Source organism: Streptomyces sp. NBC_00009, assembly GCF_045040855.1.
In the GTDB taxonomy this organism is placed as follows: Bacteria; Actinomycetota; Actinomycetes; order Streptomycetales; family Streptomycetaceae; genus Streptomyces; species Streptomyces aureus.
This window is the reverse complement of record NZ_CP108312.1, coordinates 2,080,431-2,102,249: the sequence shown is the minus strand read 5'-3', so window position 1 is coordinate 2,102,249 and position 21,819 is coordinate 2,080,431. Positions and strand designations below refer to the sequence as shown.

Genomic DNA, 21,819 nt, shown 5'->3' with positions numbered 1-21,819 from the left:
GGCGCGGGACGGACCCGGCTAACCTCCTGCACATCCCTACCTTTCGCAGCAGGAGTCAAAATCATGGCCCAGGTCCAGCGCATGTCCCGGTTGATGGTCAAGACACTGCGTGACGACCCGGCCGACGCCGAGACGCTCAACCACAAGCTGCTCGTCCGTGCCGGGTACGTGCGCCGCACGGCCGCCGGCATCTGGTCCTGGCTGCCGCTGGGCAAGAAGGTCCTCGAGAACGTCGCCCGCGTGGTCCGCGAGGAGATGGACGACATGGGCGGCCAGGAGGTCCTGCTCCCCGCCCTGCTGCCCAAGGAGCCCTACGAGGCGACGGGACGCTGGGAGGAGTACGGCCCCGAGCTGTTCCGCCTCAAGGACCGCAAGGGCGCGGAGTACCTCCTCGGCCCGACCCACGAGGAGATCTTCACGCAGCTGGTCAAGGACCAGTGCTCGTCCTACAAGGACCTGCCCGTGATCCTCTACCAGATCCAGGCGAAGTACCGCGACGAGGCCCGCCCGCGCGCCGGCATCCTGCGCGGCCGCGAGTTCCTCATGAAGGACTCGTACTCCTTCGACACCACCGACGAGGGCCTGGCCGAGTCGTACGCCCTGCACCGCGAGGCGTACATCAAGATCTTCGAGCGCCTCGGCCTCGACCACCGCATCGTCTCCGCCGTCTCCGGCGCGATGGGCGGCTCGGCCTCCGAGGAGTTCCTCGCCCCGGCCCCGGCCGGCGAGGACACCTTCGTCGACTGCCCGGCCTGCGACTACGCCGCCAACACCGAGGCCGTCACCTTCGCCGCCCCGGTCCCCGCGAGCGCCGAGCACCCGGCCGTCGAGGAGCTCGACACCCCCGACACCCCGACCATCGAGACCCTCGCCGCCCACCTCGGCGTCCAGGCCTCACAGACCCTGAAGAACCTCCTGGTCAAGGTCGACGGCGAGATCGTCGCCGTGGGCGTGCCCGGCGACCGCGAGGTGGACCTCGGCAAGCTCGGCGAGCACCTCTCCCCGGCTGTCGTCGAGCTCGTCACGGCCGAGGACTTCGAGGGCCGCGACGACCTCGTACGCGGCTACGTGGGCCCGCAGGGCCTGGAGAAGGTCCGCTACATCGCCGACCCGCGCATCGCCGCCGGCACGGCCTGGATCACCGGCGCCAACAAGCCCGGCAAGCACGCGAAGAACGTCGTCGCGGGCCGCGACTTCGAGGTCGACGACTACCTCGACGTCGTCGTGGTCGAGGCGGGCGACCCCTGCCCCAAGTGCGGCACCGGCCTGCGCCTCGACCGCGCCATCGAGATCGGTCACATCTTCCAGCTCGGCCGCAAGTACGCCGATGCCTTCCAGCTCGACGTCCTCGGCAACCAGGGCAAGCCGGTCCGCGTGACCATGGGCTCGTACGGCATCGGCGTCTCCCGCGCGGTGGCCGCCCTCGCCGAGCAGACCGCGGACGACAAGGGTCTGTGCTGGCCCAAGGAGATCGCCCCGGCCGACGTCCACGTGGTCGCCGCCGGCAAGGCCCTCCAGACGGAGCTGGCGCTCGACGTCTCCCAGAAGCTGGGCGCCGCCGGAGTCCGCGTCCTGGTCGACGACCGCGCCGGTGTCTCGCCGGGCGTGAAGTTCACCGACGCCGAACTGATCGGTGTCCCGCAGATCCTCGTCGCCGGCCGCCGCTCGGCCGAGGGCATCGTGGAACTGAAGGACCGCAAGACCGGCGAGCGCGAGGAAGTGACGGTCGAAGAGGCCATCGCGCGCCTCACGGCCTGATCGGTACGCACGGAGGGCCGGGACTTACTGTCCCGGCCCTCCGTCGTGCCCCAAAGGGGCGCGGGGAACTGCGCGACCAGCCACACACAGCCCGCACGCGCAAACCGTCAGAGCCACCCCGCGAACTCGAGCAGAAGCTCCGCATCCCGCGAACGCCCCACGCGCAGTGCCCGTACACCGGACTCCACCGCACGGAACAGCGTCCAGCCGCGCAGCCGCTCCTGGTCCACTTCGAGGGACTCCGCGAGCCGCTTCACGCGCCGCCGCGTCGTCGCCGCACCGGACGGCGACGCGATCAGGTCCTCCACCCGGTCCCTGACGAGCCGCGCGAGATCGAAGGCGCACTCGCCGACGACCGGGTCGGGCCCGACCGCGAGCCACGGCGTCCGCTCCCCGGCCAGCACCTTGCTCTGCCGGAACGTCCCGTGCAGCAGCCGCACCTCCGGCGGAGCCACGAGCAGCTCGTCCCGCGCCGTGAGCGCCGCGTCGACCAGGGGCACGACATCCGGCTCCGCGGCGGCGGTGGCCCGCATCGCCTCGGCCTGACGGCCCGTCCGGTCGGCGACCGTCTCGCAGGAACGCCAGGACGGCGGGTCCACCCACAGCCTGCGCAGCGTGCCGGCCGCCTCCAACAGCGCCTTCGCCTCGGGCAGCGAGCGCACCGACACCTCGGGATGCAGCCGCTCCAGGAGCAGGTCGCCCCCGTCGCCGAGGAGCTGCACCGCCCCGAAGCCGTTCCAGTGCGTGAGAGCCGCGTGCTCGGCCTCCGGGCGGAAGCGCTCCGGCGCCAGTTTGAGGACGGCGGGTGACCCGTCGGCCCGCCGCACCAGGACGACGAGACTGCTGCGCCCGCCCGGCACATGCACCCGCTCGACCGTCAACTCAAGCCGTTCCACGGCCTCTTGAAGAATCTCGGGCACCCTCGCCAGCCACGCGGACGCTCCGTCGTCCCGCACCTCGCCGAGCGCGTTGACCAGCCGCTTCGGCGGTTCGAAAGACATGCGTGAGTAACTCCCTTCCCCGTGACCGTCCCCGTGACCGCGGACCGTACGTGTGACCGTGCCGGCTACGCCTGCGGTGTCGCGGACGCTTCGGGCGCCGCGGACCGCTCGGCGAGACCAGGGAAGGCTACGCTGCCGCCCCGCCACCGCACCGCCCGCACCGCCGCCTCCCGCAGCGCGTCCGCCGCCCCTCTGCGTCGCACGCCCTCGGAGGCCCGCACCAGGTCCGAGTAGACCCCGGCGACACGGTCCTCGATGTCCGCCGCGAGCCGCGCGGCCGCCGCCGGGTCCGGCACGGGGAAGGGCAGCGCGTAGGCGCCCGCGGACGGCTCGGGGTCGCCGCCGAGGTCGCGGACCGTGCGCCGCAGGTCGTCGCGGCGCGCGCGGTGGGAGTCGTACGCGGTGCGCGCCTCGGGCCTGCGGGCCTCGCTGATCCGGCCGCCGACGACGCCGTAGCCGTACACGGCCGCGTGCTCGGCGGCCAGTGCGGCCTGGACCGCGGTGAGGAGCTGCTTGTCGCTGTCGTCCTTGTCGCGCATGTCGGCCATGTCAGTCCTTCGTCAGCAGATACGCGTGGCCGGCACCCGCGGCGGCCACCGAGGCGAGCAGGCGCGCCAGTTCGGCGGGGGCTTCGACCAGGGCGGCGGCACGGCGGTCGGCGAGTTCCCGCTCGGCCTTCGCCAGTGCGCTCACCGTGTCCTTCTCGGAGGCCGGTGAGGCGGACGGCGACGGCGACGGCGAGGGAGAGGGAGAGGCCGGTGCGGCCGGGCGCGCCGGGGCACCGAAGCTCTTCGCGTGCCGGGCCACCTCGTCGCGCAACGGGCCGAGCCGCGCGGCCAGGGCCGGATGGGCCGCGAGCGCCGCCTCGTAGCGGTCGAGCAGGTCGCCGCTGTCGCGGGCGGCGCGCGCCTTGATCCGCTGTGTGGCGGAGGCGCTGCGGGCGCCCCTGGCACCGTCCGACGCGGGGTCCTCGGCGTCGGAACAGCCCGTCAGGAGCGCGGCCCCGGTCACCGAGGCCAGCAGGCTCCTTCTACGCGGCCCCGCGGGGGCCCCAGTGGTCAACGGCACGGCAGACGTCCTCGGCAGGAAGGATGGCAGGAAGGATTCAGCAGGAGCGGCGGGCGGCAGGCCCGGTGATCACCGTACCTTCGGCCCCCGCCTGGTGGACGGCAACACCCCCCTGGACCGGATACCCTTTGACCTGACGCACGACGAGACCACAACAGCACACGCGGCCGAGGAGTCACCCGGATGAGCACCACCCAGAGCGAGAGGCTGCGGTCACTACTGGAACCGCTCGTGAGCTCCCAGGGCCTCGATCTCGAAGAGATCGAAGTGGCATCGGTCGGACGTAAGCGAGTGCTGCGAGTCGTCGTCGACTCCAATTCCGGAGCCGATCTGGACCAGGTCGCCGATGTGAGCCGCGCGCTCTCGGCGAAGCTCGACGAGACGGACGCCATGGGCGAGGGCGAGTACGACCTCGAGGTCGGCACCCCCGGCGCCGAGCGGCCGCTGACCGAGCACAGGCACTACCTGCGTGCGGTCGACCGCCTGGTGAAGTTCCAGCTGGCCGACGGCGCCGACACCGAGCTCGTCGCGCGGATCCTGAAGGTCGACGACGAGGGCCTGGACCTCGAGGTGCCCGGCGTGAAGGGGCGCAAGCCCACCGCCCGCAGGCTCACCTTCGACGACATCGCCAAGGCGCGCGTCCAGGTCGAGTTCAACCGTAAGAACAAGAACGACACAAACGAAGAGAATGCAGAGGAGGCGTAGCCGTGGACATCGACATGAGTGCCCTGCGGGGTCTGGTGCGGGAGAAGGAGATTTCCTTCGACCTGCTGGTCGAAGCGATCGAGTCGGCCCTCCTCATCGCCTACCACCGCACCGAGGGAAGCCGCCGCCACGCGCGCGTGCGCCTCGACCGTGAGAGCGGACATGTGACGGTGTGGGCGAAGGAGGACCCGGCGGAACTCGAAGAGGGCCAGGAGGCCCGGGAGTTCGACGACACCCCGTCCGACTTCGGCCGTATCGCCGCGACGACCGCGAAGCAGGTCATCCTGCAGCGGCTGCGCGACGCCGAGGACGACGCGACGCTCGGCGAGTACGCCGGCCGCGAGGGCGACATCGTGACGGGCGTGGTCCAGCAGGGCCGCGACCCGAAGAACGTGCTCGTCGACATCGGCAAGCTCGAGGCCATCCTGCCGGTGCAGGAGCAGGTCCCGGGCGAGGAGTACCAGCACGGCATGCGCCTTCGCTCGTACGTGGTGCGTGTGGCGAAGGGTGTGCGCGGTCCTTCCGTGACCCTGTCGCGCACGCACCCGAACCTGGTGAAGAAGCTGTTCGCGCTCGAGGTCCCCGAGATCGCCGACGGTTCCGTGGAGATCTCCGCCATCGCGCGCGAGGCCGGGCACCGCACGAAGATCGCGGTCCGCTCGACCCGCTCCGGCCTGAACGCCAAGGGCGCCTGCATCGGCCCGATGGGCGGCCGTGTGCGCAATGTCATGGCCGAGCTCAACGGCGAGAAGATCGACATCGTCGACTGGTCCGACGACCCGGCCGACATGGTGGCCAACGCCCTGTCCCCGGCGCGGGTGTCCAAGGTCGAGGTCGTGGACATGGCTGCCCGCTCGGCACGGGTGATCGTGCCGGACTACCAGCTGTCGCTCGCCATCGGCAAGGAGGGCCAGAACGCCCGCCTCGCCGCGCGGCTCACGGGCTGGCGGATCGACATCCGTCCGGACACCGAGCAGCAGCCGGCGGAGTAGCCACCACAAAGATCACGACAACAACCGTTCGATTTTTGCCCCAAAGGGGTGAGGTCGGTGCGGGGAGGTAGACTTAAGCGTGTCTGGCCGGACGCATGCCGGTGCATGCCCAGAGCGCACGTGTGTGGGATGCCGGGAGCGAACGGCCAAGAGCGATCTGCTGCGCATCGTGGTGATCGAGGGTAAGTGTGTCCCCGATCAGCGCGGTACGCTGCCCGGCCGGGGTGCGTATGTGCACCCCGCCCTGGTCTGTCTCGACCTGGCGGTCCGCCGCCGGGCGTTCCAGCGGGCGTTCAAAGCCCCTGGACCGTTCGATACGGAGGCACTGCGCCACCGCGTCGAGCAGGTAACACCGTAGAACGTGCCGTACGGGACCCCGTGCGGTCCTGGTACCCCCGCGAGTTGGAAGTAGGTCGAGATTGCGATGAGCACTCGATGAGCACGCGATGAGTACGCCCATGAAGTAGCGACGGTCCGGCGTAACCCGGACCTAAAAGGAGCGAAGTGGCTAAGGTCCGGGTATACGAACTCGCCAAGGAGTTCGGGGTGGAGAGCAAGGTCGTCATGGCCAAGCTCCAAGAACTCGGTGAATTTGTCCGTTCGGCGTCCTCGACGATCGAGGCGCCTGTAGTACGCAAGCTGACTGACGCCCTCCAGCAGGGCAGTGGCGGCGGCAAGCCCGCCGCCCGCAAGGCCGCGCCCGCGAAGCCTTCGCCGGCCCGTCCGGCCCCGTCTCCGGCGCAGGCCGCAAAGCCTGCTGCTCCGCGCCCGCCGGCCCCGAGGCCTGCGGTTGCGGAGAAGCCCGCTGCCGCCGCCCCGGTGACCCCGGCCGCCGGTCAGCGTCCGACGCCCGGCCCGAAGCCGGCCCCGCGTCCCGTGACTCCGGCCCCGGCCGCGCCCGAGTTCACGGCGCCGCCCGCGGCTCCGGTCGCTCCCGCTGCCCAGGCCCCCGCGGCCTCCCCGGCAGCCGGTCCGCGTCCGGGTGCCCGTCCCGGTGCCCCCAAGCCCGGTGGCGCCCGTCCGGCCGGTCCCGGCCAGGGCGGTCAGGGTCAGGCCCGTGGCGACCGCGGTGACCGCGGCGACCGTCAGGGTGCCCCGCGCCCCGGCGGCCAGGGTCAGGGCCAGCGTCCCGGCGGTCGTCCCGCCGGCCCGCGTCCCGGTAACAACCCGTTCACCTCTGGTGGCTCCACCGGCATGGCGCGCCCCCAGGCGCCCCGTCCCGGCGGTGCCCCGCGTCCCGGCGGCGGCCAGGGTGGCCCCGGCGGCCCGCGTCCGCAGGGTGGCCCCGGTGGCGCCCCGCGTCCGCAGGGTCAGGGCGGCGCTCGTCCGACCCCGGGCGGCATGCCCCGTCCGCAGGGCGGCGCCCCGCGTCCCGGTGGCGCTCCGAGCGGTAACCGTCCGAACCCGGGCATGATGCCGCAGCGTCCCGCTGCCGGTACTCCGCGTCCCGGTGGTGGCCCCGGCGGTGGCCGTGGTCCCGGTGGCGGCGGCGGTCGTCCGGGTGGCGGCGGCGGTCGTCCCGGTGGCGGCGGCGGCTTCGCCGGTCGTCCCGGTGGCGGCGGCGGTTTCGCCGGCCGTCCGGCAGGTCCCGGTGGCGGCGGTGGCGGTTTCGCCGGTCGTCCCGGTGGCGGCGGCGGTTTCGCCGGTCGTCCCGGTGGTGGCCGTCCCGGCGGTCCCGGTGCCCGTGGTGGCACACAGGGTGCGTTCGGCCGTCCCGGCGGGCCCGCCCGTCGTGGTCGCAAGTCGAAGCGGCAGAGGCGCCAGGAGTACGAGGCCATGCAGGCCCCGTCGGTCGGCGGCGTCATGCTGCCTCGCGGCAACGGACAGTCCGTCCGTCTGTCGCGCGGTGCCTCCCTCACCGACTTCGCGGAGAAGATCAACGCCAACCCGGCGTCGCTCGTCGCCGTGATGATGAACCTCGGCGAGATGGTCACTGCCACGCAGTCCGTCTCCGACGAGACGCTGAAGCTCCTCGCGGATGAGATGAACTACATCCTCGAGATCGTCAGCCCCGAGGAGGAGGACCGCGAGCTGCTCGAGTCCTTCGACATCGAGTTCGGCGAGGACGAGGGTGGCGAGGAGTTCCTCGTCGCGCGTCCGCCGGTCGTGACCGTCATGGGTCACGTCGACCACGGTAAGACCCGACTGCTCGACACCATCCGCAAGACGAACGTCGTTGCGGGCGAGGCCGGCGGTATCACGCAGCACATCGGTGCGTACCAGGTCTCCACCGAGGTCAACGACGAAGAGCGCCGCATCACCTTCATCGACACCCCGGGTCACGAGGCGTTCACCGCCATGCGTGCCCGTGGTGCGAAGTCGACCGACATCGCGATCCTCGTGGTGGCGGCCAACGACGGCGTCATGCCGCAGACGATCGAGGCGCTCAACCACGCGAAGGCGGCCAACGTGCCGATCGTCGTCGCGGTGAACAAGATCGACGTCGAGGGTGCCGACCCGACCAAGGTGCGCGGTCAGCTCACCGAGTTCGGTCTGGTGGCCGAGGAGTACGGCGGCGACACGATGTTCGTCGACATCTCCGCCAAGCAGGGTCTGAACATCGACTCCCTGCTCGAGGCCGTGGTCCTGACCGCGGACGCCTCGCTCGACCTGCGGGCCAACCCGGAGCAGGACGCGCAGGGTATTGCGATCGAGTCCCACCTCGACCGTGGCCGTGGTGCCGTCTCGACGGTCCTGGTCCAGCGCGGCACGCTGCGCATCGGCGACACGATGGTTGTCGGCGACGCGTACGGCCGTGTCCGGGCGATGCTCGACGACAACGGCAACAACGTCGAGGAAGCGGGTCCGTCGACCCCCGTCCTGGTCCTGGGTCTCACCAACGTCCCGGGTGCCGGCGACAACTTCCTGGTGGTCGACGAGGACCGTACGGCCCGTCAGATCGCCGAGAAGCGTGCCGCTCGCGAGCGCAACGCCAACTTCGCGCGGCGTGGCGTCCGGTTCTCCCTGGAGAACCTGGACGAGGCCCTCAAGGCCGGTCTGGTGCAGGAACTCAACCTCATCATCAAGGGCGACGCGTCCGGTTCGGTGGAGGCTCTCGAGTCCTCGCTGCTCCAGCTCGACGTCGGCGAAGAGGTCGACATCCGCGTCCTGCACCGCGGCGTGGGTGCCGTCACCGAGTCGGACATCGACCTGGCGACCGGCTCCGACGCGATCGTCATCGGCTTCAACGTCCGCGCTGCGGGCCGCGCGGCCCAGATGGCGGACCGCGAGGGCGTCGACGTCCGCTACTACTCGGTGATCTACCAGGCCATCGAGGAGATCGAGGCGGCCCTCAAGGGCATGCTCAAGCCGGAGTACGAAGAGGTCGAGCTCGGCACGGCGGAGATCCGCGAGATCTTCCGCTCGTCCAAGCTGGGCAACATCGCCGGTGTGCTCGTCCGGTCCGGCGAGGTCAAGCGCAACACCAAGGCGCGCCTGCTGCGCGATGGCAAGGTCATCGCGGAGAACCTCAACATCTCCGGTCTGCGTCGTTTCAAGGACGACGTCACCGAGATCCGCGAAGGCTTCGAGGGCGGTATCAACCTCGGAAACTTCAACGACATCAAGATCGACGACGTCATCGCGACGTACGAGATGCGCGAGAAGCCGCGCGCCTGATCCGCGCACGGTGAAGGTCGGGGCCGGTCGGCGGGACGAAATCCCGTCGATCGGCCCCGGCCGTTGCGTGTACGGTTCTGGTGTCCCTGCCAAGTGGTTGGCGGGGCCACGAACCCGAACCGGCGGGACATCCGGACACACATGTATGTGGGGACTCTGTCCTTTGATCTGCTCCTCGGCGACGTCCACTCGCTGAAGGAGAAACGCTCCGTGATCCGCCCGATCGTCGCCGAACTCCAGCGCAAGTACGCGGTGAGTGCGGCGGAGACCGGGAGCCAGGAACTTCACCGCAGGGCCGAGATAGGCCTGGCGATGGTCTCCGGGGAGACGGGGCACCTCACCGACGTACTGGACCGGTGCGAGCGCTTTGTCGCCGCCCGTCCCGAGGTGGAGCTGCTCTCCGTTCGACGCAGGCTCCACGGCGACGAAGACTGACTTTAAGAGCAAGGCGAAGAAGGAGACGGCGCAGTGGCCGACAACGCGCGGGCGAAAAGGCTGGCGGACCTCATCCGAGAGGTGGTGGCCCAGAAGCTCCAGCGCGGGATCAAGGACCCGCGGCTCGGTACGCATGTGACCATCACGGACACCCGGGTGACGGGTGACCTGCGGGAGGCGACCGTTTTCTACACGGTCTACGGCGATGACGAGGAGCGTGCCGCTGCCGCGGCCGGCCTCGAGAGCGCCAAGGGCGTACTCCGTTCGGCGGTGGGCCAGGCGGCCGGTGTGAAGTTCACGCCGACCCTGGCCTTCGTGGCGGACGCCCTGCCGGACAACGCCAAGGCCATCGATGACCTCCTCGACAAGGCCAGGATCTCGGACGCGAAGGTCCGGGAGGCGTCCGCCGGTGCCGAGTTCGCCGGGGGCGCGGACCCGTACCGCAAGCCCGAGGACGAGGACGAGGACGGCGCGGACGAGGACGGCGAAGCCTCGGAATGACGCAGAAGAACACCCCGACGCCCGACGGTCTTGTCATTGTCGACAAGCCGTCGGGCTTCACTTCGCACGACGTGGTGGCCAAGATGCGCGGGATCGCGAAGACCCGCCGCGTCGGCCACGCGGGCACGCTCGACCCCATGGCGACCGGTGTCCTGGTCCTCGGTGTGGAGCGGGCGACCAAGCTGCTCGGCCATCTCGCGCTGACCGAGAAGGAGTACCTGGGCACGATCCGGCTCGGCCAGAACACGCTGACCGACGACGCCGAGGGCGACCTCACCTCGTCCACGGACGCGTCCGGCGTGCGCCGCGACGCGATCGACGCCGGGGTCGCCAAGCTGACCGGCGCCATCATGCAGGTGCCGTCCAAGGTCAGCGCCATCAAGATCAACGGCGTGCGTTCCTACAAGCGGGCCCGTGAGGGCGAGGAGTTCGAGATCCCGGCGCGGCCGGTCACCGTCTCGTCCTTCACCGTCTACGACATAAGGGACGCGGTCGCCGAGGACGGTACCCCGGTCCTCGACCTGGTCGTCTCGGTGGTCTGCTCGTCCGGGACGTACATCCGGGCCCTCGCCAGGGACCTGGGCGCGGACCTGGGCGTCGGCGGTCACCTCACGGCGCTGCGGCGCACGCGGGTGGGCCCCTACAAGCTGGACTCCGCGCGCACCCTCGACCAGCTCCAGGAGGAGCTGACCGTGATGCCCGTCGCGGACGCCGCTACCGCCGCGTTCCCCCGCTGGGACGTGGACGCCAAGCGCGCCAAGCTGCTGCTCAACGGGGTCCGTCTGGAGGTGCCCGGCGAGTACGCGGGCGCCGGGCCCGTCGCCGTGTTCGACCCCGAGGGTGTGTTCCTCGCGCTCGTGGAGGAGTCGAAGGGCAAGGCGAAGAGCCTCGCCGTCTTCGGCTGATCTCTTCGCCGGCCCCCGCCGTGGAGCGGCGCGCGCAGTCAGCTGCGTGCCGCTCCACGATCCCCCCTCCAAGGGTCTATCCATCACCCCCGATCTGTTCACCCCTTCGGGCGGGCGCTCGGAGTGAACCGAGGGAGTGGAAGGGGGCGCGTTCGCTCCGGCGCCTGTTCCGCTGATCACCGCGCGCCTACCGTCGGTCCTACGGGGCGTGGCGGGGAGGTTCGACGATGGCGGGACGTGGCCCCCGGGCCGGCGACGGGGACGCGACGGGTCCCGGGACCGGGCCGCCCCTCGTCCATGTCTTCGATCTGGCCGGACGCCCGCGCGGCGCCGGCTTCGTCGCCGACGACCACGGGACCGTCGTCACCAGCCATGAAGTGATCGACGGACTCGGCCGCGTCGTGCTGCGCGCGCCCGGCGGGATCACCTGCGTCGTGGGCGCCGCCGACATCGTCCCGCTGCCCGAATCGGCCCTCGCGCTCATCCGCAACGACGCGACGGAGGGCCTCGGTATGCGCCCGCTGCCGGTGGCCGTCCGGGGCCCGGCCGGAGCGGGGGCCTATGTGCGGATCGCCGCCGGGGGCTGGCGCGAGGCGCGCGTCCTCGGGCATGCCGACGTCACGTACACCGCGACCGACCGCTTCCATATCGTTCCCGGGGCCATGGAGCTGGCCATCGGCACGGACGGCCGAGACGCGCTGCGGCTCGGAGGAGGGGCGGCGGGGGGACCTGTCGTCGACGCCGCTTCGGGCGCCGTCCTCGCCGTTCTCGGCACCGCGCTCGAGGCCGGGCATCGCGCCGCCGGATTCGCCGTGCCGCTGCGGGAGGCCGCTGCCGCCGACCCGGAGGGGCCGCTCGCCGCGCTCCTCGCGCGGAACGCGGCCACCGTGCCGGTGTACGGGGACGACCTCAATCTGGCGGGCGCGCTCCAGCTGACGGCCACGTCGGTCGGGTCCGACGGGCCGGGTGCGGTCCTCGACCCGGAGCCGGTCGAACGGCCTGAAGTGGCAAGGGAGTTCGCCGCGTTCGAGGCGTCCGGCGCGGCGGTCCTGGCCCTCGTGGGGGCGCCGGGCAGCGGCCGTACGACGGAGCTCGCCGCCTGTGCCGCGCGACGCGGCCGCGGTGCCCACCCCGCCCCCACCCTCTGGCTGCGCGGCGCGGACCTGCACGGCGACGACCGGAGCGTGGCCGACGCCGCGAGGCGGGCGCTGGTCAGGGCCGGGCGCATCGTCGCGGCGTCACTGCCCGGGGCCGTCCCCGGACAGACCGGCGAGCCCGGGGGCCCGGAGCCCGGCGGTGTCGGTGTCGGCGATGTGTCGCCGGAGCGGATCGCGACGCCCGCACGCGCCGCCGGCCGGCCCCTCGTCCTGCTGCTCGACGGGCCCGAGGAGATGCCGCCCGTCCTGGCGCACCGGCTGGCGGAGTGGACCGAGGGCACGGCGCGCTGGCTGCGGGAGACCGGCGTACGGCTCGTCGTGGCGTGCCGGGGGGAGTACTGGGAGCGCGCGGGCGAGCTGTTCCCGCCTGGTGTGCTGTACGGACGGACCGGGCGGCTGCCCGCCTGTGTCCTGCTGGGGGAGCTGACCGGCGACCAGGCCCGCGTGGCGCGGGAGCGGTACGGGCTGCCCGAGGACGCGCTCGCCGGCCGCGATGCACAGCATCCGCTCGCCCTGAGGCTCCTCGCCGAGGTGCGGGCCGCGCTGCCCGGGCCCGTGCCGGGCAGCGCCGACCGGGACGCCGTCTTCGCCGCGTATCTCGACCTCATGTGCCTGCGGGTGGCGGTGCGCCTCGCCGCTGTGAACGGGCTGCGCGGCACGGCCGTGCGCAGGCTCGCCGCCCGGGTGTCCGGTCAGGTCCACGAGGCGGCGCGGCGCTGCCTGGGGCCGGGGCAGGGCGAGCTGGACCGGGAGGCGTTCGAGGAGGTGTTCCCCTGGGGCGCGCTGCCGGGGCGGCGCGGCGGGGGCGTCACGGCGTGGGCCCCGGCCGTCCTCACCGAAGGCGTACTCGTCCCTGCGGGGCGCGGCTACCGGTTCGCGCACGAGGAGGTCGCCGACTGGATCCAGGGCATGCACCTGGACCTGGACGAGGCGCTGCGGGCGCTCGTGTACCGCGACCGGGACGCCGGCCGGGCCGTGCCCACGGTGCCCGTGCCCCGGCACCGCGCGGGCCCCGTCGTCCAGGCCCTGCTCCTCGTCGAACGCCAGCAGGGACCGGCCCAACTGGGCGCACATCTGGCCGAGTTGGCGCTCAGTTCCCTCACGCCCGGCGACGTCGACGCCTCCTGGTGGGCGGCCCATCTCGTCGAGGAGGCGCTCCTGCGCGTGCCCGACGCCACTCCTTATCTCGGGGTGCTCGAACCGCTCGCCGACCGCGGACGCCTCGACCCTTCGTTCTGGCGCCGGATCTCCGTCACGGACGCCGAACGCCTCGGCCTCCTGCGCCGCCTCGTCGTGCACGATCCGCCGCCCGGGAGCCACGACCGCCACCTGGACACCGTCGCCGAGCTGCTCACCGCAGACCCGGCCGGCGTCCAGGTCCACCTCACCCGCTGGTTCGACGACGCGCGGCCGCTGCCCGCCCTGCCCGACGCGACCGTCGCCACCGCGGCCCAGGCGCTCCTGCACACCCACCGGCACCGCGCCGTCGACGACCTCACCGAGGCCCTCGCCGACTGCGCGCACCCGCACGCCGACGAACTCCTCGCCGTGCTCGCCGACGAGGAGCCGTCCGCGCTGTGCCGCGCCGTCGACCGCTGGGCCCACGACGAGCGCCCCGCCCGCCGCGCGTCCGCCGTCACCTACGCGCTGCGGGTCGCCCCGCACGTCACCACCGACGCCGATCGCGGCCTGCTGCGCTACGCCGCGCTCGCCCTGCTCGCCCGCACCACCGACAGCGCCCGGCACGGCGCCGCGCTCGCCCTCCTCGTGCGCGACCCGCAGACCCGCGGCACCTATCTGGCGCGCGCCCTGGAGCGGTTCGCGGAGGGCGATGCCCAGTTGCCCGTGAGCGCGCTCGCCGCCGCCCTTGCCACGCACCCGGAGCCGGTACTCCGCGCTTTCCGGGCCCGTGTGCGGGAGCCGGGCGGTGCGGCCGACGTGCTGGGGGCACTCGCCGGCGTGACCGCGCCCGCGCTCGCGCGGCGGGCGGCCGCCCTCGTCGAGGACCTCTCGGCGGACCGGCCCGACGCCGCGCAGGACGTCGCCGCGTACGTCGACCGGTGCCTGGAGCACGGGCCGGCCGGGCGGGCGGTGCTCTTTCCCCTCGTCACGGGGCTGCTCCGGACCTGTCCGGCCCCCGGGCGGGCCGCGCTCGCGCCCGTCCTCGCCGCACCCGGCACCGGCGCCTCACGCGCCCTGCGCAGCGAGCTCCTCGACGTACTGCTCGCCCACGAGGACGACCCGGATGTGCTCGACGCCGTCCTGCGGACCGCCGCCCGCAGCGCCGGGGGCGCCGGAGCGACCCGTACCCGCGACCTGGTGCGGCGCACCGGACAACGGCTCGTCCGCACCCCGGAGGGAGCCGCCCGCTTCGACCGCGCCCTCGTCGAGTTCGCCGACTCGGTGCCCGGGTTCGCCGCCCTTCTCGTCCAGTGGCTGGCGGGGGCGCCGCGCGAGTGGGCCGCCCTCGTCGGGCCGAGCGCCCGCCGCGTGATCGGGGGTCTGGCCGGGGTACGCGTACCCGCCTGACCTGCCCCGGCCGGTACGGCGCCTCCCGATGCTGGGCGTGGGCGCTCGGCATGGCACTCTTAGACCTGCGTATTCGGCAAAGAGACGTAACAGTCGTACACAGGTTCGCGAGGAGCAATCACCGTGCAGCGCTGGCGTGGCTTGGAGGACATCCCCCAGGACTGGGGGCGCAGCGTCGTCACCATCGGCTCCTATGACGGAGTGCACCGCGGCCATCAGTTGATCATCGGCCGGGCCGTCGAACGGGCCCGTGAGCTCGGTGTGCCCGCCGTCGTCGTCACCTTCGACCCGCACCCCAGCGAGGTCGTGCGCCCCGGCAGCCACCCTCCGCTGCTCGCCCCGCACCACCGGCGCGCGGAGCTGATGGCCGAGCTCGGCGTCGACGCCCTGCTGGTCCTGCCGTTCACCACCGAGTTCTCGAAGCTGTCGCCGGCCGAGTTCGTCGCGAAGGTCCTCGTCGACAAGCTGCACGCGCGCCTCGTCGTCGAGGGGCCGAACTTCCGCTTCGGCCACCGCGCCGCGGGCAATGTCGCGTTCCTCGCCGAGCAGGGCACGACGTACGACTTCGAGGTCGAGGTCGTCGACCTGTACGTGAGCGGCTCGGCGGGCGGCGGCGAGCCCTTCTCGTCCACGCTGACCCGGCGGCTCGTCGCCGAAGGTGACATGGAGGGCGCGCGCGAGATCCTCGGCCGCCCGCACCGCGTCGAGGGCGTGGTCGTGCGCGGCGCCCAGCGCGGCCGTGAGCTGGGCTTCCCGACCGCCAACGTCGAGACGCTCCCGCACACCGCGATCCCGGCGGACGGCGTCTACGCGGGCTGGCTGCACGTCGGGGACGAGGCGATGCCCGCCGCGATCTCCGTGGGCACCAACCCGCAGTTCGACGGCACCGAGCGCACGGTCGAGGCCTACGCCATCGACCGCGTGGACCTCGACCTGTACGGGCTGCACGTCGCCGTCGACTTCCTCGCCTATGTGCGCGGCATGGCGAAGTTCGACTCGATCGAGGCGCTCCTGGTCGCCATCGCGGACGACGTGAAGCGGTCGCGGGAGCTTATTGAGGCGTACGACGGGGAGTAGGCGGAGTGTGGTGGGGGCCTCGGGGGCCCTGCCCCCGGACCCCCGGTCCTCAAACGCCGGACGGGCTGGACGTGCCGGACGTGCTCGTGACCTGTGCCGACGCCCAGTGGCAGGCCACCTGGGTCGTGCTCGCGCCCGACAGCACCGGCAGGTCCTCCCCGCGGCAGCGGTCCGCGACGCCGGACCGTTCGGCCTCGCCCGACGCCAGGATCTGGCAGCGGGCGTGGAAACGGCAGCCGGACGGGATGCGCGACGGGTCCGGCGGCTCGCCCGTGAGGACGACCGGATCACCCGGCGCCTCCGGCAGAACCGACAACAGAGCCTGCGTGTACGGGTGTTGAGGTGCCGTCAGGACCTCCTCCACCGTTCCCGTCTCGACGATCCGGCCCAGGTACATCACCGCGACCCGGTCCGCGATGTTCCAGGCGAGACCCAGGTCGTGCGTCACCACGAGGGCGGACAGGCCCAGTTCGTCGCGCAGCCTGAGCAGCAGCGCGAGGATCTCGCCGCGCACCGACGCGTCGAGGGACGCCACGGGTTCGTCCGCGACGATCAGTTCGGGGTCGAGGACGAGCGCGCCCGCGATCACCACGCGCTGCCGCTGGCCGCCCGACAGCTCGTGCGGGTAGCGCAGGAAGAAGCGGTCCGGTGGGCGAAGTCCCGCTCGTGACAAGGCGTTCGCCACCGCCTCGCGCTCGTCGCCCGCGTACCCGTGGATGCGCAGGCCCTCGGCCACCGCGTCGTACACCGTGTGCCGCGGGTTCAGCGAACCGCTGGGGTCCTGGAGGACCAGCTGCACGCGCTTGCGGTACGCCTTGAGGGCGCGCGAGGAGTAGTCGAGGGGCTTCCCGTCGAACGTGACCCGGCCGGACGTCGGCGGTACCAGGCCGAGCAGGGAGCGGGCGAGCGTCGTCTTGCCGCAGCCCGACTCGCCCACCAGCGCCACGATCTCGCCGGGCGCGATGTCGAGGTCGACGCCGTCCACGGCCCGCGCGGGGTCCGCGCCACGGCGGCCGGGGAAGGTGACGTGCAGCGCGCCGGCCGTGAGCAGGGGGGACGTACTGGTCATGCTGTGGTGCTCCTTGCCTCGGCGCCGGCGGCGTCGTCCGGATCGGTGGCGCCGCCCACGTGCACACAGGCCGCCCGCCGGCCCGTGGCCGCGGCCCGTAGTTCCGGGTCCTCGGTGATGCAGCTGTCGAGCGCCACCGGGCAGCGCGGGTGGAACGTGCAGCCCGTGGGCAGCGCCGACGGGTCGGGCGGGTCGCCGGGCAGACCGCGCGGCGCGAACCGGGACGCGGCGTCGCCGATCCGAGGGAACGCCGCCGACAGGGCCTTCCCGTACGGGTGTTGCGCGTTCTCGTAGACCTCGGAGGCGGGGCCCTCCTCGACGACGCGGCCCGCGTACATCACCGCGAGCCGGTCGCAGGTGTCCGAGAGGACCGCGAGGTCGTGGCTGATCATGATGAGGCCGAGGTCCTGATCGGACACGAGCTGCTCGATCAGGCGCAGGATCTGCGCCTGGATCATCACGTCGAGCGCCGTCGTCGGCTCGTCCGCGATGATCAGGCCCGGGTCGCAGGCGAGCGCCATCGCGATCATCACGCGCTGGCGCTGGCCTCCGGACAGCTCGTGCGGATACGCGTCCGCGCGGGCGGCGGGCAGGCCGACGTGCTCCAGGAGTTCCGCGACCCTCTTCTTCGCGCCCGCGGGCGTCGCCTTCCTGTGCAGCAGGATCGGCTCGGCGATCTGGTCGCCGATGCGGTGCACCGCGTTGAGCGAGTGCATCGCGCCCTGGAACACGATCGAGGCGCCGGCCCAGCGCACCGCCCTGACCTGGCCCCACTTCATCGTGAGGACGTCCTCGCCGTTGAGCAGGATCTCGCCGGAGACCTTCGTGCCGGCCGGCAGGAGACGCAGCAGTGCGAGCGCGAGCGTCGACTTGCCGCAGCCGGACTCGCCGGCGATGCCGAGCTTCTGGCCCGCGTCGACACTGAGGTTCACTCCGCGGACGGCCCGTGCCCCGCCCGCGTACGTCACTTCGAGGTTTCTGACGTCGAGAAGGCTCACCTGGCCACCCCCAGCTTCGGATTGAGGACGGCTTCGATGGCGCGGCCGCACAGCGTGAACGCGAGTGCGACCAGCGCGATGGCGAGTCCGGGAGGCGCGAGATACCACCAGTCGCCCGCGCTGACCGCGCCCGCCTCGCGCGCGTCCTGGAGCATGCCGCCCCACGACGTGATCGTCGGGTCGCCGAGGCCGAGGAAGGCGAGCGTGGCCTCGGTGAGGATCGCGCTGGAGATCACGAGCGTGGTCTGCGCGAGGACGAGCGGCATGACGTTCGGCAGGACGTGGCGCAGCATGATGTGCCCGTGCCCGCCGCCGAGCGCGCGGGCCCGCTCGATGTACGGCCGCGACTCCACGGCGAGCGTCTGCGCGCGGACCAGGCGGGCCGTCGTCGGCCACGTCGTCACGCCGATCGCCAGGATGACCGTCCAGATGGAGCGGGACATCACGGTGGCGAGCGCGATCGCGAGGACCAGCGTCGGCATCACCAGGAACCAGTCGGTGACCCGCATCAGGACCGTCGAGTACCAGCCACGGAAGTGGCCGGCGACGATGCCGACGACCGTGCCGATCGCCACGCACAGGAACGCGGCCAGCAGGCCCACGGTGAGGGACACGCGCGCACCCCACACCAGCAGGGCGAGCACGCTGCGGCCGAACTGGTCGGTGCCGAGCGGGAATTCACCACTGGGCGCCTCAAGGGCGCCGCCGGGCGCGTCGGTGACGCTCTGCGAGTCCGCGCCGACGAGCAGGGGCGCGCAGATCGCGATGAGGGCGATCAGGATCAGCCCGGCGAGACCCCACAGCCCGCTCCGGTGGGTGCGGTACTCGCGCCAGAAGCGGGCGGCGGAGCGGCGCTTGCGGGCCCGCGCCAGGGCCCGCGCGCTCTTCTCGGCCGGCGGCGGGAGCTGCGCGGTGTCGAGGTCGTTCGTGTCGGCAGTCATCGGCCCACCCGGGGATCGAGCAGCGGATACAGCACGTCGGCGAGGGTGTTCGCCAGGATCACCGCGGTGGCGAAGACGAAGAACAGCCCTTGGACGAGCGGCAGGTCGGGCACGCTGAGTGCCGAGTAGAAGAGGCCGCCGAGGCCGGGCCAGGAGAAGACCGTCTCGACGAGGATCTGACCGGCCACGACGTGCCCGAGGTTCACGAACATCAGCGTGAACGTGGGCAGCATCGCATTCGGGACGGCGTGCTTGCGGCGTACGACGTCGTCGCGCAGGCCCTTCGCGCGCGCCGTCGTCAGATAGTCGCTGCCCATCTCGTCGAGCAGCGAGGAGCGCATCACGAGGAGCGTCTGCGCGTAGCCGACCGCCACCAGCGTGACCACCGGCAGGACCAGATGGTGCGCGACGTCCATGACGTACGCGAACCCGCTCTCGCCGCCCGACTCCAGACCGCCCGTCGGGAACAGACCCGGGATCGGGCCCAGCCCCACCGAGAAGACGATGATGAGCAGCAGACCGAGCCAGAACGACGGGATCGAGTAGAGCGTGAGGGCGAACGCGGTGTTGAAGCGGTCGCTGCGCGATCCGTTGCGCCAGGCGGTGCGCGTGCCGAGCCAGATGCCGAGCGCGGTGTAGAGGACGTACGCCGTGCCGGTCAGGAGCAGCGTCGCCGGGAGCGCCTCGGTGATCTTGTCGATGACCGGGGTGTGGAACTGGTACGACGTGCCGAAGTCGCCGGTCAGCGCGTCACCGATGTAGTTGGTGAACTGCTGCCACATCGGCAGGTCGAGACCGAACTGGTGGCGGAGCGCTTCGAGCTGCTGCGCCGAGACACGGCGCCCGCCGGTCATCTGCTTCACCGGATCGCTGGGGATCAGGCGGAACAGGAAGAAGCTGGTGACCAGGACCGCGAAGAGCGACACGATCGCCCCCGCGATCTTGCCCGCCACGTACTGGAGATAGGCCTTGGCGTTGCGCGCACGTGGACCGCGGGCCGCCGACGGCCCGGCTTGCGCCGGACCGTCGGTGTCCGCACTCTGCACGAGCGCCGGAGTGCTCTCTGCTGTCATGTGGAACTCTCGTTACTCGTGCGGTACTTGCGACGCCTGCGGACGGACGTGACGCGTTCTCTCCTGACCGGGTGCTGCTACTCGCGGTCGTCCGCCGAGGTGCGGCGGCGCCGCGCGAGGAACAGCCCGCCGCCGCCGAGGACGACGACGGCCGCGACGATACCGATGATCACGCCGGTCGAGCCGGAACCGCCGCCGTCACCGCCCTTCGAGTCGCTCGTGCCGTCCGCCGGAACGGCCGACCACCAGCTCCAGTACCCGTCCTGGCCGTAGATGTTGCCGGCCGCGGTGGGCATGGTCCGGATCGACTTGATCTGGTCGGTGCGGTAGGCCTCGACGGCGTTCGGGTACGCGATGACGTTCATGTACCCGGAGTCGTACAGCCACGACTCCATCTGCTTGACGATGTCCGCGCGCTTGGCCGGGTCGTACTCGGCGAGCTGCTTCTTGTACAGGTCGTCGTACGTCTTGTCGCAGATGAAGTTGTCCGTCTGGGCGCTCTCCTTGGCCTTGACGGGCAGCGCGGCGCAGGTGTGGATGCCGAGGACGAAGTCCGGGTCGGGGTTGACCGACCAGCCGTCGAACGCGAGGTCGTACTCACCTGCGTACCAGGGCACCGAGACGTCGTCGAGGCAGTCGACCTTCAGGCCGATGCCGAGCTTGCCCCACCACTCCTTGAGGTACTTGCCGATCGCCTTGTCGTTCGGGTCCGTGGCGTGGCACAGGATGCGGAGGTTCAGCGGCTTGCCGTCCTTGCCGACGCGCTCGCTGCCCTTCATCTTGTAGCCGGCCTCGTCGAGCAGCTTGCCTGCCTTATCGGGGTCGTACCCGAGGGCCTGGCTGCCGGACGGCTTCCAGAAGTAGTCGCCGAAGCGCGGCGGAATGTAGCCCTCGCCCTCGACGGCGTGGCCCTGGAAGACCTTGTCGACGATCGTCTTGCGGTCGATCGACAAGAACAGCGCCTGGCGCACCTTCTGGTCGAGAAGGGCCTTGTTGCCGTTGCCGAACTTCTTGCGGTCCTTGGTCTGCGCGCCAGGGTTCGTGGCGAGTGCGAAGAAGCGGCGGCCGGGGCCCTCGTTGACCTTGATGTTCGGCTCGCCCTTGAGCGACGCCGCCTGAGCGGGCGTCAGGGCGGGGGAGCCGGCCACGAAGGAGACCTCGCCCTTGCGCAGGGCGGCGACCGCGGCGTCCTGGTCCTTGTACGTCTTGAAGACGACCTCGTCGAACTTGGGCGCGCCGCGCCAGAAGTCCTTGTTGGCCTTCAGCTTCACGTACTGGTCGACCTTGTAGTCCGTCAGCACGAACGGGCCGTTGCCGACGACCGGGAAGGTCTTGTCGTTGTTGAACTTCGAGAAGTCCCTGACGTCCTTCCAGATGTGCTCGGGCACGATCGGGACGTCGAGCGCGGCCATGGTGGCCTGCGGCTTCTTCAGCTCGATGACCAGCTTGGTGGCGCTGGGGGCGGTGACCTTCTTGAAGTTGGAGACGAAGCTGCCGTTCGCGGTGGCGGCGCCCTCGTCCGTCATGATCTTGTTGAAGGTGAAGGCGGCGTCGGCGGCGGTGGCCTGCTTGCCGTCGGACCACTTCGAGTCGGACCTGATGGTGTAGGTCCAGGTGAGCTTGTCCGCGGACGGCTTCCACTCGGTGGCGAAGCCCGGGACGGCGTGGTTGTCCTTGGGGTCGTAGTTGGTCAGGTACTCGTACATCATCCGGTGGATGCTCGTACTGACCAGTCGCTGGGCGAGGAACGGGCTCAGCGAGTCGACGCTCTGGGCGAGGGCGACGGTGAGGACCTTCTTGCCGCCGTCGGCCGCCTTGGCCTCTTGGGGTGCGGGGTTGAGCGGCGTGGCGAGGCCGGCCGTCAGGGTGAACGCCGCGGCGCCGGCCGCCAGGAGGACCCGCAGGGTCCGGCGGGGCGCGCGCCGTGGGGAACGGGAGAAGAGCGGAGCGTGTGCTCTCTTGTGCTGATCTTTTGTGTCCATGGGTCGGTGA

18 protein-coding genes are annotated in these 21,819 nt (G+C 71.8%); 10 read left to right on the top strand and 8 right to left on the bottom strand.

Features of this window, described 5'->3' with window-relative positions; translation table 11 throughout:
• The first annotated feature begins 63 nt into the window (after nucleotides 1-63).
• A complete protein-coding gene (locus OHA58_RS09290) occupies nucleotides 64-1,758 on the top strand; it encodes a proline--tRNA ligase (protein WP_405478165.1) in 1,695 nt (564 codons plus the stop codon).
• A 107-nt stretch (nucleotides 1,759-1,865) separates the two neighbouring features.
• On the opposite strand, the gene OHA58_RS09285 is transcribed toward OHA58_RS09290, so the two are convergent.
• From OHA58_RS09285 to OHA58_RS09275, 3 genes are all read right to left on the bottom strand, one after another.
• Entirely contained in the window at nucleotides 1,866-2,759 is an 894-nt protein-coding gene (locus OHA58_RS09285) for an aminoglycoside phosphotransferase family protein (protein ID WP_405478163.1), read from the bottom strand.
• A gap of 65 nt (nucleotides 2,760-2,824) precedes the next feature.
• Complete coding sequence (locus OHA58_RS09280; protein ID WP_405478162.1) at nucleotides 2,825-3,307, bottom strand: ferritin-like domain-containing protein; 483 nt, start codon at nucleotides 3,305-3,307, stop codon at nucleotides 2,825-2,827.
• A 1-nt stretch (nucleotide 3,308) separates the two neighbouring features.
• Entirely contained in the window at nucleotides 3,309-3,770 is a 462-nt protein-coding gene (locus OHA58_RS09275; protein ID WP_405478160.1) for a hypothetical protein, read from the bottom strand.
• 240 nt (nucleotides 3,771-4,010) lie between these two features.
• On the opposite strand from OHA58_RS09275, the gene rimP reads away from it, so the two are divergent.
• The 9 genes from rimP to OHA58_RS09230 all read left to right on the top strand — a co-directional run bounded on the left by rimP (nucleotide 4,011) and on the right by OHA58_RS09230 (nucleotide 15,746).
• A complete protein-coding gene (gene rimP / locus OHA58_RS09270) occupies nucleotides 4,011-4,532 on the top strand; it encodes a ribosome maturation factor RimP (RefSeq protein ID WP_405478159.1) in 522 nt (173 codons plus the stop codon).
• Between the two features lie 2 nt (nucleotides 4,533-4,534).
• Nucleotides 4,535-5,524: a transcription termination factor NusA gene (gene nusA / locus OHA58_RS09265; protein WP_116509245.1), complete on the top strand. Its 990-nt coding sequence runs from the start codon at nucleotides 4,535-4,537 to the stop codon at nucleotides 5,522-5,524.
• Between the two features lie 79 nt (nucleotides 5,525-5,603).
• Nucleotides 5,604-5,882 carry a YlxR family protein gene (locus OHA58_RS09260; RefSeq protein ID WP_405478157.1) on the top strand — a complete coding sequence of 93 codons (279 nt, stop codon included), beginning with the start codon at nucleotides 5,604-5,606 and terminating at the stop codon, nucleotides 5,880-5,882.
• A gap of 146 nt (nucleotides 5,883-6,028) precedes the next feature.
• Nucleotides 6,029-9,142, top strand: coding sequence for a translation initiation factor IF-2 (gene infB / locus OHA58_RS09255; RefSeq protein ID WP_405478155.1), 3,114 nt, complete (start codon nucleotides 6,029-6,031; stop codon nucleotides 9,140-9,142).
• Between the two features lie 141 nt (nucleotides 9,143-9,283).
• A complete protein-coding gene (locus OHA58_RS09250) occupies nucleotides 9,284-9,577 on the top strand; it encodes a DUF503 domain-containing protein (protein WP_405478154.1) in 294 nt (97 codons plus the stop codon).
• 33 nt (nucleotides 9,578-9,610) lie between these two features.
• On the top strand, nucleotides 9,611-10,078 hold the full coding sequence (rbfA, locus tag OHA58_RS09245) for a 30S ribosome-binding factor RbfA (protein WP_405478152.1): 468 nt from the start codon (nucleotides 9,611-9,613) through the stop codon (nucleotides 10,076-10,078).
• Nucleotides 10,075-10,983: a tRNA pseudouridine(55) synthase TruB gene (truB, locus tag OHA58_RS09240; RefSeq protein WP_227297573.1), complete on the top strand. Its 909-nt coding sequence runs from the start codon at nucleotides 10,075-10,077 to the stop codon at nucleotides 10,981-10,983. Before rbfA ends, truB begins: the two co-directional genes overlap by 4 nt.
• A 227-nt stretch (nucleotides 10,984-11,210) precedes the next feature.
• Nucleotides 11,211-14,669 carry a serine protease gene (locus OHA58_RS09235; protein ID WP_405478149.1) on the top strand — a complete coding sequence of 1,153 codons (3,459 nt, stop codon included), beginning with the start codon at nucleotides 11,211-11,213 and terminating at the stop codon, nucleotides 14,667-14,669.
• 123 nt (nucleotides 14,670-14,792) lie between these two features.
• On the top strand, nucleotides 14,793-15,746 hold the full coding sequence (locus tag OHA58_RS09230) for a bifunctional riboflavin kinase/FAD synthetase (protein WP_405478147.1): 954 nt from the start codon (nucleotides 14,793-14,795) through the stop codon (nucleotides 15,744-15,746).
• 49 nt (nucleotides 15,747-15,795) lie between these two features.
• Here the strand turns inward: OHA58_RS09230 and OHA58_RS09225 are convergent, their stop codons facing one another.
• From OHA58_RS09225 to OHA58_RS09205, 5 genes are all read right to left on the bottom strand, one after another.
• Complete coding sequence (locus OHA58_RS09225; RefSeq protein WP_405478146.1) at nucleotides 15,796-16,815, bottom strand: oligopeptide/dipeptide ABC transporter ATP-binding protein; 1,020 nt, start codon at nucleotides 16,813-16,815, stop codon at nucleotides 15,796-15,798.
• Nucleotides 16,812-17,813: an ABC transporter ATP-binding protein gene (locus tag OHA58_RS09220; RefSeq protein ID WP_405478145.1), complete on the bottom strand. Its 1,002-nt coding sequence runs from the start codon at nucleotides 17,811-17,813 to the stop codon at nucleotides 16,812-16,814. The genes OHA58_RS09225 and OHA58_RS09220 overlap by 4 nt, the downstream gene beginning before the upstream one ends.
• On the bottom strand, nucleotides 17,810-18,754 hold the full coding sequence (locus tag OHA58_RS09215; RefSeq protein ID WP_100595139.1) for an ABC transporter permease: 945 nt from the start codon (nucleotides 18,752-18,754) through the stop codon (nucleotides 17,810-17,812). The genes OHA58_RS09220 and OHA58_RS09215 overlap by 4 nt, the downstream gene beginning before the upstream one ends.
• Nucleotides 18,751-19,827, bottom strand: coding sequence for an ABC transporter permease (locus OHA58_RS09210; protein ID WP_405478143.1), 1,077 nt, complete (start codon nucleotides 19,825-19,827; stop codon nucleotides 18,751-18,753). The genes OHA58_RS09215 and OHA58_RS09210 overlap by 4 nt, the downstream gene beginning before the upstream one ends.
• Nucleotides 19,828-19,904: 77 nt before the next feature.
• Entirely contained in the window at nucleotides 19,905-21,809 is a 1,905-nt protein-coding gene (locus OHA58_RS09205; protein ID WP_405478141.1) for an ABC transporter substrate-binding protein, read from the bottom strand.
• Between the last annotated feature and the right edge of the window lie 10 nt (nucleotides 21,810-21,819).

What these genes read in the sequence shown, in the direction of transcription:
- OHA58_RS09285 (WP_405478163.1), bottom strand. Translation starts at nt 2,759, where the DNA reads ATGTCTTTCGAACCGCCGAAGCGGCTGGTCAACGCGCTCGGCGAGGTG.
- truB (WP_227297573.1), top strand. Translation starts at nt 10,075, where the DNA reads ATGACGCAGAAGAACACCCCGACGCCCGACGGTCTTGTCATTGTCGAC.
- OHA58_RS09210 (WP_405478143.1), bottom strand. Translation starts at nt 19,827, where the DNA reads ATGACAGCAGAGAGCACTCCGGCGCTCGTGCAGAGTGCGGACACCGAC.
- rimP (WP_405478159.1), top strand. Translation starts at nt 4,011, where the DNA reads ATGAGCACCACCCAGAGCGAGAGGCTGCGGTCACTACTGGAACCGCTC.
- OHA58_RS09225 (WP_405478146.1), bottom strand. Translation starts at nt 16,815, where the DNA reads ATGACCAGTACGTCCCCCCTGCTCACGGCCGGCGCGCTGCACGTCACC.
- OHA58_RS09205 (WP_405478141.1), bottom strand. Translation starts at nt 21,809, where the DNA reads ATGGACACAAAAGATCAGCACAAGAGAGCACACGCTCCGCTCTTCTCC.
- OHA58_RS09250 (WP_405478154.1), top strand. Translation starts at nt 9,284, where the DNA reads ATGTATGTGGGGACTCTGTCCTTTGATCTGCTCCTCGGCGACGTCCAC.
- OHA58_RS09215 (WP_100595139.1), bottom strand. Translation starts at nt 18,754, where the DNA reads ATGACTGCCGACACGAACGACCTCGACACCGCGCAGCTCCCGCCGCCG.
- OHA58_RS09235 (WP_405478149.1), top strand. Translation starts at nt 11,211, where the DNA reads ATGGCGGGACGTGGCCCCCGGGCCGGCGACGGGGACGCGACGGGTCCC.
- OHA58_RS09290 (WP_405478165.1), top strand. Translation starts at nt 64, where the DNA reads ATGGCCCAGGTCCAGCGCATGTCCCGGTTGATGGTCAAGACACTGCGT.
- OHA58_RS09280 (WP_405478162.1), bottom strand. Translation starts at nt 3,307, where the DNA reads ATGGCCGACATGCGCGACAAGGACGACAGCGACAAGCAGCTCCTCACC.